Source organism: uncultured Pseudoxanthomonas sp., assembly GCF_947498795.1.
Taxonomy (GTDB): domain Bacteria; phylum Pseudomonadota; class Gammaproteobacteria; order Xanthomonadales; family Xanthomonadaceae; genus Pseudoxanthomonas_A.
Genome location: NZ_CANMLQ010000012.1, coordinates 28,791 through 41,148, shown reverse-complemented (window position 1 = coordinate 41,148; position 12,358 = coordinate 28,791). Strand labels below are relative to the sequence as shown.

Genomic DNA, 12,358 nt, shown 5'->3' with positions numbered 1-12,358 from the left:
AGATTTGGTGTGACCGTTATGCGACAGCGGCGCCCTGCCCTGCGTGATCGTGCTGGCCCGCCTCAGCGTGCGCGCATGGCCGGCTCGGGGTAAGGCGCGTATCGCTGCAGGTGCTTGGGTACCTTCACCCGACGGGAAAGCACATAGCCATCCCGACGATCCAGCAACAGCTCCACCTTCATGCCTTGGGCGTCGTAGCCCTTGGCCTTGAGCAGCAGATCGCGCACCTCCAGTTCGGTCACTTGCGCCATCTCGCGCGCGGCGATGCGCTCGAGTTGCTCAAAGGGCAGTACGGCCGCGGTGGGGCGCGCCGTCTCGGTGTAGTGAGGGGGTGCTGGCGTCTGGGCGATGGCGATGTGAATGAACAGGCCCGTCAGTGCCGCCAATGCGACGGCGAATGTCAGCTTGGTGCGTGCAGTCATGGGTTACTCCTATGGCGTGTGCCGCTATCCGGCGCCTTATGTGTACGTCCGCGTCGCTGACATGCGCGCCATCGCCGTTGTCAGGTCCATGTCAGCGCAAGATCACCGCCGCTCAATGCTTGTACTCAAGCACCAGCTTGTAGGACGTTTGGGCAGCGCCTCGCTGGTTGCTTAGGCTGCGGCCCACCAGCGCCTGTACTTCAACGGCTTCGGTGGGGCGCCATTTGGCGGCCACGTTGGAGCGCAGGTGATAGCTGCTGGCATCGCCACGGGGCGTATCGGCAAAGACGTCGATGCCCAGCACCCATGCCGGTGATGGCACGTACTCCACCAAGCCTCCCATGCCCCACAGCTGCTGGGCACGGGGCGTGCCGAAGACGTGGGTGTAGCGCGCTTCGGCGGTATAGGTCAGCGCGCCGCTCGTCCGGCTGGTTCGCAACGGCACCTCCAAGGCGTAGCGGCCTCGACCGATGCCGGCACGCTCATCCCCGATCGGCACACTGAGCTTGGGCTCGACCAGCCAGGCCAACCGGGTCGGCGTTTGACTGGCCAGCTGATACTTGAGCTTCAGATCCAGATCGCGGGCGCCGCTGGTGCGGTGATCGCTCCGCTCGATCACGCCGTAGCCGTATGCCACCTCGACGGACATCGCCGCATTCAACGGCAGCGCATAGCCCAGCACCGGGCGCGACCAGACACGGCCGCCCGCATCCTGCTTGAGCGCGAGCTCGGCTTTGACCTTGCGTTTGCTATCAACGCCCGTGCCTCCGACCTCCCAGGGGCCAGCTTCGGCACCTGGCGTGGCCAACATGTAGGCGAAGGTGAGCAAGGGCGCAGCAGACGCGTGGCGCTTCCATCCCATGAGGCAGTCCTCTTTGATCCCGGCTGGTGCCTCTTTCTAGCGGCGCCAGCCTGATGCCGGGCTGATGCGCGCTGTCAGGATGACTCACCGCAGGCAAGCTGCTTTGGAAGCCTTATGCGACCTGATGCTCGAGGCGGGAGGCATTCATGAGCAACGCGGCCTGGGTTCTGGACCTGCATTCGAGTTTGCTCAAGATAGCCACTACATGGCACTTGACCGTGTTTTCTGCAGCGCCGAGCTCAGCACCGATCTGTCTGTTGGACAGGCCTTTGGCCACCAACTCAAGGACCCGCCTCTGCTTGGGGGTCAACTCCGCCATCTGCAGGGCCAGCGCGGCATCCTGCGATCCGGCCATGCGCTCCTGACTTCTGAACCAAGTGCCGCCGGACATGACCGTCGTCACCGCAGAGCGGAGCATGGATTCGGAACTTGTCTTCGACAGGCATCCGGAGGCGCCAATCTTCCTACATTGATCGATGATGTGAGGGTGACAATGGGTCGGCAAGACAATCGATGAGAGCTCGGGCACGGCCCTGTGAACCCTTGCCAGTTCATCCAGCCCGCTCGCGACCGGGCCGTTCAGGCTCAACAGCACCAGGCCGATGTCCTCGGCACGAAGCCTTCTTGCTTCCAGTTCATCCGCACTACCCAGTTCAAGCAGGCCGCGCGGGTGCTGAAACTCTGCCAGCACATGCGATAGCCCGAGCCGGAACACGGGCTGGTCATCCACGACAGCGAGCCTTAAATGCATGTGGCGAACCTCAGGCAGATCACATTGGGTCGGTCAATGCGAGCACGACACTACTTCTTGGCCCGCATCTTGTTCTCGAAGCGGTTCTGGTACTGACGAGCCGCCGCTTGTTTGAGCTGCTGGGTTTCCAGCGCGTCCCGTTTGCGGAGCTGCGCGTCCACCGCCGCAATAGCCGTCATGTTGACGATGCGGCGTGGGGTGGCGCTGGTGGTCAGGATGTGGACCGGTTTGGAGACACCCATCAGGATCGGACCGATGGCGGCCCCATCGGTCATCATGCGGACCATGTTGAAGGTGATGTTGGCCGCATCCAGCGTGGGAAACACGAACAGATTGGCGCGACCCTTCAACGTGCTGCCGGGCATGATGCGCGCGCGCAGGGCTTCATCCCATGCCGTGTCGCCCTGCATCTCGCCATCCACGTTGAGCTCGGGCTTGAGCTGGAACAACAGTTCACGGACCCGTCGCATTTTCAGCGCACCAGACGTTTCATGGCTGCCGAAGTTGGAGTGCGAGAGCAGCGCAATACGTGGTTCGATGCCGAACAGCTTCAGGCGGTAGGCCGCCTGGAGGGTGGCCTCGGCGATCTGTTCGGGCGTCGGGTCTTCTTGTACGTGCGTATCCAGGAAGAAATAGGCGCCCTGCTGATTGATCACTCCGGTCATGGCCGAGGTCGACTGCAGGCCCGGGTCCAGCGGGATCACGCTGCGCACGTAGCCCAACTTCTTGTGGAAGCGGCCAACCAGCCCGGTGATCATGGCATCAGCTTCCCCGCGTGCGACCATCACCGCCGCGATCAGCGTCGGACGTGAGCGCATCAGGTTCTTTGCCGCGGCTTCGGTGACCCCGCGCCGGCAGGTCAGGCCGTGGTAGTGCTGCCAATAGTCGTTGAAGCGCGGATCGTCGAGGATGTTGGTGAGCTCGAAATCCTCGCCCGCGCGCATGCGCAGGCCCAGGCGGCGGATGCGCGCGTCGATCACGTCCGGGCGGCCGATCAGGACCGGGAGCGCCAAGCCTTCGTCGATCACCGTCTGCACCGCACGCAGCACGGTTTCTTCCTCGCCTTCGGCATAGACCACGCGCTGGCGTTCGGACCGCGCACGTTCGTAGACCGGCTTCATCATCAAGCTGGTGCGGTAGACGAACTGGCCCAGCTTCTCGCGATAGGCCGCCATGTCGGCGATCGGGCGCAGGGCCACGCCTGAGTCCATTGCCGCCTGTGCCACGGCCGCGGCGACCTCGACCAGCAGACGCGGATCAAACGGACGCGGGATCAGGTAATCGGGGCCGAAACTGGGGATGTCCTCACCATAGGCCGCGCCCAGATCGGTCGCCTCGCGCCGGGCCAGGGCGGCGATGGCGTGCACGCAGGCGACCTTCATCTCTTCGTTGATCACTGTGGCGCCCACATCGAGCGCGCCACGGAAAATGTACGGGAAGCAGAGCGCGTTGTTGACCTGATTCGGGTAGTCGCTGCGACCCGTGCCGATGATCACATCAGGACGCGCCGTCTTGGCCGCCGCCGGGGATATCTCTGGGTTCGGATTGGCCAGGGCCAGGATGATCGGTTGGCGCGCCATCGTGGCGATCATCTCGGGGGTGAGGATGCCGCCGGTCGACAGGCCCAGGAAGATGTCCGCCCCTTCGACGATCTCGGCCAGCGAACGCTTGCCGGTAGGACGCGCGTAGCGCGCCTTGTCTGGCTCCAGGCCAGGGCGGCCGGCGTACAGCACGCCCTCGTGATCCACAGACAGGATGTTGTCCGGATTCAGGCCCAATGCGACGAGCATATCCAAGCAGGCGATGCCGGCCGCGCCGACTCCGCTGGTGGCCAGCACAACCTCTTCGATTCGCTTGCCGACCACTTCCAGCGCATTAACCACGGCGGCACCGACGATGATCGCGGTGCCGTGCTGGTCGTCGTGGAAGACCGGGACCTGCATCCGCTCGCGCAGCTTGCGCTCGACAATGAAGCATTCCGGCGCCTTGATGTCTTCCAGGTTGATGCCGCCGAAGGTCGGCTCGAGCGAGGCGATGATGTCGACCAGTTTGTCCGGGTCGGTCTCGTTGATCTCGATGTCGAACACGTCGATGCCGGCGAACTTCTGGAACAGCACGCCCTTGCCTTCCATCACCGGCTTGCCAGCGAGCGCCCCGATGTTGCCCAAGCCCAGCACGGCGGTGCCGTTGGTGACCACGGCCACCAGGTTGCCACGCGCAGTGAGCTCGCTGGCGGTGTTCGGGTCTTCGACGATCGCCTCGCAGGCGTAAGCCACACCTGGGGAATAGGCCAGCGCGAGATCGCGCTGGGTCAGCATTGGCTTGGTCGGGGTGACCTTGATCTTGCCCGGCGGTGATTGCTGGTGGTACTCCAGCGCGGCCTGGCGGAATTCCTCGGTCATCTGCTTCAGTACTTTAGGGGAGTCGATGAAGATGGCCGCCCACCGTGGGCGGCGCGAGAGATGGAACAGAACGGTAGTGCTGGTGCTACAGCATCAGAACGCATCCACCACAGGGATCCGATGGGGGATGCATCGGAGGCCTGGGTGGATGCGTGTGTGACACAGGGCCCCTGATTACGGCAGCGGAACGGGCTTGGAGATCACTTCCGAGTAGTCGCGACGCAGTTCCTTCTTGGTGCCATCGATGTGCTGCCACACCGGGTAGTCGCCGCCCAGCAGCAGCTTCTTGTAGTTGCCCTTCACCGAGTCCTTGCGCTTGAACTCATCCTGGCTGGCGTACTGGGTCACCAGGAACGCCTTGGGCTTAGCCACGCCACCGGTGGCTTCGCGCTCCAGATACATCGTGTAGCGGGTCATGATGCCGGACGAGTACTGGTTACCCATGTTCGGATCGATGTAGTCGTCGGTGAACTCCTGGTACTTGTCCTTGTCCACCAGCGACTCGTACACGCCGGTGACGAACACCGACTGGCTCGGATCGTTCTTGCGGCTGCGCTTGTCGAGCAGCACATCCACGCGGCTGACAATCACATCCGGGCCCAGCGCGCTCGCGCTGTTGGCCTTGAACGTCTCGAAGGCTGCCTCGCTGGGGAAGTCCAGCAGCGCGAAATCGGCGAAGGCCTGGCTGTAGCCTTCCTTGACCTCATGCTCGACGTACTGGGTCAGCACCACGTCCGAGAGCGTGCCATCGGCCTTCCAGCCGGCCAGCTTCTGCGCCAGATCGGCCGGCGCCTTCTTGTCGGGCAGGACGAACAGCAGGGCGTGGGCCGGCGTCTCGGTGGCACTGGCCACCGGTGCGCTTTCACTGGCTGCCGCGACTGGCTCTGGGGTGGCCGTGGCGGCCTCTTTCTTGCCGCAGGCCACCAGGGCCACGCAGGCCAGCATCAGGCCCAGCCATGTCGACGTCTTGGATTGAAGCGGGTATTTCATCGGTCTCTCCACTTTCCTAAGGGGTGCCCCGCATCGGTGACGCGGGGGAGGTGCTCGTCATGTCGTGATGCAAGGGATCAGCGAGCCGGCACGGCCAGCGTCCAGCTCTGGGTGGTCCGCAGGGATTCCTTCAGCTCGTACTGGCGCGTGTACTCAGCGTCCACGCGCGCAATGTCCTCGCTGAGCTTTTCCTTGATCGGCTCGGCTGCCTGTTCGGTCTTGGCATCGGTGTACTCCAGTACCAGCAGGGCGCGCCCTCCCTGCCCGTGTTCCAGGTACATGGCATACCGGGTCAGGATCTTGTGCTTGTGTTGGGCTTCCAGGTACTTGGTCAGGTAACCGTCCACCCAGGCCTGGAAGGCTTCCCGTGAGGACGTCAGGGTGTAATAGCTGATCTTGTAGACCGGCTGGCTGCCGGCCGCCGGCGCACTGCCGCCTTCGGTGAGCACATCGGCTGCTATGGCTTTGATGGGGGCCGCCAAGGTCGCGGCATTCTTGGCCTGCCACGCCGCCAGCTGCGCGGCATCGGCGAAGTTCAGCACCGCCATCGCGCCAAAGCCGGAGGGCTTCTCGCGCTTGACGCTGTCCACCCACACCACGTTCTGCGCACCGAGTTCGGCGCGCCACTGAGCGACGTGGCCCGACAGCGCGGCCGGTTTGGCGGCGCCTTCAGGCACCACCAGGATCAGATCATCCGCGGCCTTGGCGACCTGCAGGCCGGCCAGCAGCAGGCTGGTGGTCAAAGCACTGGCCGCGAGCCAGTGGATGGGACGAGAGAGCGAAGCCGTTTTCATAGGACGTTCCTGCAAGGAGATGACGCCACAAGCGATGGAGGGTGCGCGGCGCCGGACGACGAGGACCGACGCCGCGCGGGGGGAGGATCAAGGAGTGGGCGGGGTGAGCAGCCACTGCAGCGCGGCGCCATAGACGGCCTGCCCTTCTTCGGTCAGGTCGGGAAAGCGCGGGGCATCGAGCGGAAAGAGGAAGCGGCGCGCCGGTGCCTGGCTCTCATCGGCCATCGTGGCGCCCTTCTCGAAGGCGAACATGGTGGCGTGCTCGGGCTGGTTGGGAATGGTAGCGATCACCTGCGCGCCGGCCGGCGGACGCGACCAGGCCAACACGCCCGGCGTGCGGTAGAGCTTGAGCTGGCCTGGCGAGAGGCCGGCGGCCACCGGATGGTACGAGCGCACAAGGTGCACGTAGTTTTCCGGTGGATACAGGCTTTCCTTGTGGTCGTTGACGCCGTAGTCGGTGTTGCGACGACGGCTGACCATGCCCAGGGCATCCACGGCCTTGGCTTCCAGCAGCAGCACCGGGATGTTGGCATCGGCGTACTTCACACCGAGCTTGTACTTGTTGGTGCTGGCCGAAATGATGACCAGGTCCATGCCCTTGGCGCGGCTGTCCGGCTCCATGTGATCGGCCGTGCTCACCTCAAAGCCCAGCGACTTCAACCACGCCAGCTGCGCCTGATCGGAGGCCTCGTTTTCGGGCCACGGCAGATCGTAGCGACGAACGAACAGCACCTTCTTGCCACGCGCGGTGCGTTCCAGCGCAGCGCGTTGCTCGGCCAGCGAGGCGCTCACGCGCGCCTGCGGCGGGCTGACCGCCCACTTGAGCGCCGCATCGAACAGGCGCCGGCCACTGAACCAGGCGTACTCCTTCGGATCTTCGGCCGCCGGACCCTGCGCATCGGACAGGATCGACCAGCTGTTGTGGCCGAGGAACAGACCCACTCGCCGGGCCGGGGCCACTGCATCGCCCATCATGGCGGCGCCGCGCTCGTAGGAGAACACCGCGGCCTGGTCCACATCACCACCAAACACCACCGCGATGTCGGCGCCGCGGCTGGGCTTGCCCCAGCTTGGATCGGTCACGCCACCACTGAACAGCAGCGGGGCGAACATGCCCTGCGGAATCTTGGCCGCACGCAGGATCGGATTGGTCGAGCTGGTGGCGTGGGCGTAGTAGTCGGCATGGTTCTCGTTGTGGAACGGCTTCTCGCGCACCACCGAGAAGTCTTCGTGCAACTTGTCCCCGGTCATGCCCAACAGCGGGAAGCTGTAAGCACTCCAGGTCACCACCGGCACGTTGGCGTCGCGGTACTTGCTGCCCAGCTCGCGTGCATTGACGGTGGAGGAGATCAGCACCAGGTCCTTGCCACTGACCTTGGCCGCGTCCGAAGCGGCCGCCGTGGTAACCGTTGCTCCCAGCGTACCCAGGTAGTCGCGGATCAACGGATCATCGTTGGGCACGTCTTTGGCGGTGGCGCCGATGACGAACAGGATCTGCTTGCCCTTGAGGGCATCATCGCGCACGGCCTGCTGTGCGTGGGCGTGCGTGGCCAGCAGGGCCAGCGACAGCACGGCCAGATGTTTGAAGGTCTTGATCATGGGATTGTCTCGGCTCGTGCTCACTTGCCCACCACTTGGATGCCGTTGGCACCGGCCACAAAGGCCCTGCCCGTCTTCTCGTCAAACGCCACCGCGGTACCACCAGCGACCTTGGGCACGGTGGCCTCCAGGGACGGCGTCAGCTTGGCGTTCTGCACCACGTCCAAGCTGCCGTCGGCATTGGGCATGTACAGGCGCACCAGACGCGCCGGGGCGTACTGGATCGCGATGCCGGCCGCGCCGGTGCCTTCGGTGCTGACCACATTGAGCATCTGGCCCGGATCCGGATCCACGACGATCATCTTGCTGTTGCCGGTGGCCACGTAGATGCGGCGTTCCTTGACGTCATTGACCAGCGCCGTGGGCGCCTTGCCCGGCCACACCGAGATCGTGCCCAGCGACTTGAAGGAAGCGGTATCCACCACGTGCAGCAGATCGCGCGCTTCATCGGCCACGAACAGATGGCCGCGGCCGTCGGCCGAGGCCTGGCGCAGGCGTCCGCCCAAGGCGAGCGAGCCCTTACGCGCGCCGTTGCGTGCATCCAGGGCCACGAGCTGGCCGCCCTTGGCGTTGGAGACATAGACCACGCCGGCCTTGGCGTCGAACTCCAGCTCACGCGGCTCACTGCCACCGGAGCTGACGGTGTTCACCGCGGCCAGCGACTCCAGATCAAAGACCACCACCGTGGCGCGATCCACGGCGGTGGCGTAGCCCCGGCGCAGATCTGGTGCCAGCGCCAGGCCACCCACATTGCCTTCGATGGCCAGCGTGCCCACCTTCTGGCCGTTGTCGATGTCATAGACATCCACCCCGCCCTGCCGGCCGGCGTACAGGCGGCGCGCTTTGCTGTCTACGGCCAGCGCCTGGGCGCTGCCGGGGCTGTCGCTACCCAGCGTACTGAGCGCCTTGTAGCCCTGCGCCATGGCCGGCGCTGGCATCCAAGCCGCAGCCAGCAACAGCGAAGTCAATGCGAGCGAAATGGGTTTCATGAAAATTCCTGTAGGAAGTTCGACGTGCTTTTCAGCGCGTCAGGGTCTGACGTCCGGGTGCAGCCTGCACCTCGCGCAATGGCAGGAAGATGCCGTGGTCGCGCACGACCTGCTGGCCCTCCTGGCTGAGCACAAAGCGCAGGAATTCATTGAGTGCGGGCGGCAGAGGCTTGCCCGGCGCCTTGTTGAGATTGAAATAGACCAGTCGGGTGAGCGGGTACTTGGCCATGGCCACGTTCTCGTAGCTCGGCGCCACCGGGTCGCTGCCAGGCGTGGTGACCAGCGGCAGCATGCGCACCGGGGCATCAATGTAGGCCAGACCCGAGTACCCGAGTGCATAGCGGTCCTGAGCCACGTTGGCTGCCAGGGGGAACACCACCTTCTCGAAGTGGATGTCTTCGCGCCACTCACCGCGCTTGCCGTCGCGATCCAGGATCTTCTGCCGGATGAACTCTTCGAAGCCGTTCCAGGGCTTGATGCCGTGCACGTTGATCTTCTTGTCGGCCCACTCCCCGGTCAGGCCCAGCTGGCCCCACGTGGTGATCGCCGGTTGACCGCTGTGACGAGTACTGGAGTAGATCGCATCGATCTGGTCGTAGCTCAGCTGCCGGATCGGATTGTCCGGATGGACGAAAAACCCCATCGCATCCAGGAAGCCGTAGTGGCGATAGCTGCCGCCGGAGATCGGAATGCTGGTCGGGCCGTACCCGAAGCGCGCGTTGAACTCGGTCAGATCCTCAGGCTTGAGCTCCCGGGAGACGAACACGAAGTCCACCGACTCCTTGATCAGTTCCTTGGTGCCCAGGCTGCCGGCGAACGGCGGCTCGATGCTCAGCTTCACGTCCGGGTGATAGGTCGCGAAGCGCTCGAACCACATGCCGACCAGGCCGACCAATACATCGGAAGAGGCGCCATTGAAGCTGCCACTGAGTTTCACGCCCGGGGTGGGCACGTACTTGGGCAGCTGCAGATCCACGCTGGGCTGCATCAGCTCCGGCGCAGGCGTACGACGCCCGCGCTGGCGTCCTGCTTCCTTCTCTTCTTCGGTTTGCGGTGCGTTGACCGGCAGCGGTGCTTCCAGCCACTCCACCGGACCGCTCAGCTGCGGACGTGGCTTGGCCGGACCGGCCTCAGCGGCCAGCGCCGCATTGGCCAAGGTCAACGCACAGGTCATCATCAGCAATGCCATGGCAAGGATGAGGACGGCAGCACTGCGACGGCTCACCATAGGGGGATTCTCACGGACAGGGTGATGTTGCGCGGCACGCCCGGCACGACGCCGTTCTCGTTGGTCGTGGAGTTCACGCCTTCGAAGTACAGCTTGTCGAACACGTTGCCGATCTTGAGGGTGAAGTCGTAGCGATCGGCCACGCGGTAGTAGAAGGCCAGATCGGCCACGGTGTAGGACGGCAGGATCAGGATGCGCTGATCGTTGGCGCTGGGCAGGCTGCCGGCGATCTCGCTGCTGTAAGACAGACCCGCACCGATGCCCAGGTTGCGCAGGGGACCTTCACTGAAGTCGTAGCGTGTCCACAGGTTGGCCGACTTCAGCGCCGAGTTGGTCAGGCGTGCACCGACCAGCGGCGCAGCACCGGCGGCGTAGGTCTCCGATACGTAGGCGTCGGTGTAGGCAATGCCGCCGATCAGCTGCAGGTTCTCGCTGACCTGGTAGTTCAGTTCGAACTCAGTGCCCTTGGAGCGCTCTGCCCCCACCTGCTGCGAGCAGGTACCGCCGACGCCGGCGTTACAGGCAATCGGGGCGACGGTGTTGGACTTTTCGATATCGAAGAAGGCCAGCGTGGCGGTCAGGCGGTTATCCAGCAGTTCGGTCTTGGCGCCGATCTCGTACTGGCGGCCCTCCTGGGGGTCGAACGGATTGGGGTTGCCGGCCGCATCCTGCACGCCGGCCGCTTGCGGGACGTAGGAGGTGGCGTAACTGGCGTACAGGGTCCAGTTGGGCTTGGGGTGGAACAGCAGGCCAGCGCTGGGGAGCACGGTCGAGGACGAGGTGGAGTTGCGCGTCAACGGCGGGGTCTTGCGCTCCTCGGCATCCTGCTTCTCATCGGCATAGCGCAGGCCCAGGCTGACCTTCCAGCGCTCAGACAGGGTCATCAGGTCCGACACGTAGACACCCAGCGAGGTGTTCTCGGTGTAGCGGCGGTTGACCGGGCCGGTAGGAAAGCTACTCAGCGGCGGGGTCTGGCCCAGGATCGGGTTGTAGACACTGACGTTGATGCGGCCCGGGCCGGGCAGCGAAGCCGCACCGCTGGCAGGACCATCGAAGAACTGGATGCGCTCAAAGTCGGTGGTATCCACGCCGTAGGTAGCGCCGACCAGGAACTTGTGCTCGACCGGACCGGTGGCGAACGGAATGGAGAAGTTGCCATCGAAGTAGTCGTAGTCGCGCTGGTTGAACTGCTGGCGCGCGCGTCGGCGCAAGGTCACCCCATCGGCCAGCACGCCAACGTTGTCAAAGCCCTGGGCGTAGTCTTCCCCGCGCACACTGCGCGCGGCCAAGTTCAACGTGCTTCCATTCTGGAAATAGTGCGAGACGGTTACCGTGCCCGAGTAGGCCTTCTCATCGGCGGTATCACCTTTCTCCTGGTAGCGCGTGCGGATGTCGGCGATCCGGTTGGCGTCCTTGTTCGGCGCCACCAGCTGGTTGTTCTCGTAGGAGTTCTCGCGCTTGCGGTACTCGAAGGCGGCGGTGATCTGGGTGGCATCGGTGGCGTGCCAGGTCAGGCTCGGCGCGATGTACTGCGATTCGTCCCAGCTGTTGTAACGGAAGCCATCCTTATCGGCGTACTCGGCCACCAGGCGATACAGGAAGCGCTGCTCGCTGTCGATCGGGCCGGTGAAATCCACACCCAGGTTGTAGCCGTTGGCATCGCCGGCGGACAGGCCCGCACCGCTGTAGGTGCTGCCGCGCAGGTCGATCAGCGCAGCAGACTTGGCCTTGGGTTTCTTGGTGATGATGTTGACGAAGCCACCGGGCTGGGCGCCGCCGTACAGGATCGAGGCCGGGCCCTTGACCACTTCCACGCCTTCGGCGGCGAAGGTGGGCGGGGAGCCGAAACGGCCGGCCACGCCGGGCATGCCATCGACCATGATGGCGTTCTTGTCGGCCTGCGTGCTCTTGAAGCCACGAATCGAGATGTCGTAGCCGGTGTTGCCACCACGGCGCACGCCGGTCATGTAGCTGTAGAGATCGGCCACGCTGGTGGTCTCGATCGACTTCATGAACGAGTCGCTATAGGCGGCCACGGAGAACGGCGTCTCCATCACCGTGATGTCCTGTTTCATGGCGCTCTTGGCGCCCTGGGCGACGAACTTGCCCTGCACCTGGACCGCATCCAGGGTGGTGGCATCCTGGCTGGATGCAGCCGCTTCCGTGCTCTGGGGCTCCTCCGTCGGGGTTTCCTGCGCATACGCACCTTGCGCCAGTCCCATCACAACAGCGACAGCAAGTAGATTCTTACGAGCCATGATCTCCCCTCCCAAGGCGACCAAACACACATGGATTGTTGAGTTACGGAACTACCACAGATC

General features: G+C 64.4%; 10 protein-coding genes. All 10 read right to left on the bottom strand.

The annotated features are described in order from the left end of the window. Nucleotides 1-62: 62 nt before the first annotated feature. The 10 genes from Q0907_RS18040 to Q0907_RS17995 all read right to left on the bottom strand — a co-directional run bounded on the left by Q0907_RS18040 (nt 63) and on the right by Q0907_RS17995 (nt 12,295). The gene (locus tag Q0907_RS18040) at nt 63-422 is read right to left on the bottom strand and encodes a hypothetical protein (RefSeq protein WP_299347303.1); all 360 of its coding nucleotides are present in this window, start codon (nt 420-422) and stop codon (nt 63-65) included. Between the two features lie 112 nt (nt 423-534). Beyond that, a complete protein-coding gene (locus Q0907_RS18035) occupies nt 535-1,251 on the bottom strand; it encodes a hypothetical protein (protein WP_222937130.1) in 717 nt (238 codons plus the stop codon). 145 nt (nt 1,252-1,396) lie between these two features. Further along, on the bottom strand, nt 1,397-2,014 hold the full coding sequence (locus Q0907_RS18030) for a response regulator transcription factor (protein ID WP_187572619.1): 618 nt from the start codon (nt 2,012-2,014) through the stop codon (nt 1,397-1,399). A gap of 71 nt (nt 2,015-2,085) precedes the next feature. Further along, a complete protein-coding gene (locus Q0907_RS18025) occupies nt 2,086-4,437 on the bottom strand; it encodes an NADP-dependent malic enzyme (RefSeq protein ID WP_187572618.1) in 2,352 nt (783 codons plus the stop codon). Nucleotides 4,438-4,611: 174 nt separating this feature from the next. Next, nucleotides 4,612-5,427 (bottom strand): hypothetical protein, encoded by an 816-nt coding sequence (locus tag Q0907_RS18020; protein WP_187572617.1) that lies wholly within the window; start codon nt 5,425-5,427, stop codon nt 4,612-4,614. A gap of 77 nt (nt 5,428-5,504) precedes the next feature. After that, nucleotides 5,505-6,221, bottom strand: coding sequence for a hypothetical protein (locus Q0907_RS18015; protein ID WP_187572616.1), 717 nt, complete (start codon nt 6,219-6,221; stop codon nt 5,505-5,507). An 87-nt stretch (nt 6,222-6,308) separates the two neighbouring features. Beyond that, a complete protein-coding gene (locus tag Q0907_RS18010) occupies nt 6,309-7,820 on the bottom strand; it encodes a hypothetical protein (protein WP_187572615.1) in 1,512 nt (503 codons plus the stop codon). Nucleotides 7,821-7,840: 20 nt separating this feature from the next. Beyond that, nucleotides 7,841-8,809 (bottom strand): hypothetical protein, encoded by a 969-nt coding sequence (locus tag Q0907_RS18005; RefSeq protein ID WP_187572614.1) that lies wholly within the window; start codon nt 8,807-8,809, stop codon nt 7,841-7,843. Nucleotides 8,810-8,840: 31 nt separating this feature from the next. Next, nucleotides 8,841-10,034, bottom strand: coding sequence for a substrate-binding domain-containing protein (locus tag Q0907_RS18000; protein WP_299347296.1), 1,194 nt, complete (start codon nt 10,032-10,034; stop codon nt 8,841-8,843). Then, nucleotides 10,031-12,295, bottom strand: coding sequence for a TonB-dependent siderophore receptor (locus Q0907_RS17995; RefSeq protein ID WP_299347294.1), 2,265 nt, complete (start codon nt 12,293-12,295; stop codon nt 10,031-10,033). Before Q0907_RS17995 ends, Q0907_RS18000 begins: the two co-directional genes overlap by 4 nt. Nucleotides 12,296-12,358: the final 63 nt, after the last annotated feature.

Coding starts and splice junctions, on each gene's coding strand:
- Q0907_RS18005 (WP_187572614.1), bottom strand. CDS start 8,809: ATGAAACCCATTTCGCTCGCATTGACTTCGCTGTTGCTGGCTGCGGCT.
- Q0907_RS17995 (WP_299347294.1), bottom strand. CDS start 12,295: ATGGCTCGTAAGAATCTACTTGCTGTCGCTGTTGTGATGGGACTGGCG.
- Q0907_RS18015 (WP_187572616.1), bottom strand. CDS start 6,221: ATGAAAACGGCTTCGCTCTCTCGTCCCATCCACTGGCTCGCGGCCAGT.
- Q0907_RS18025 (WP_187572618.1), bottom strand. CDS start 4,437: ATGACCGAGGAATTCCGCCAGGCCGCGCTGGAGTACCACCAGCAATCA.
- Q0907_RS18020 (WP_187572617.1), bottom strand. CDS start 5,427: ATGAAATACCCGCTTCAATCCAAGACGTCGACATGGCTGGGCCTGATG.
- Q0907_RS18040 (WP_299347303.1), bottom strand. CDS start 422: ATGACTGCACGCACCAAGCTGACATTCGCCGTCGCATTGGCGGCACTG.
- Q0907_RS18010 (WP_187572615.1), bottom strand. CDS start 7,820: ATGATCAAGACCTTCAAACATCTGGCCGTGCTGTCGCTGGCCCTGCTG.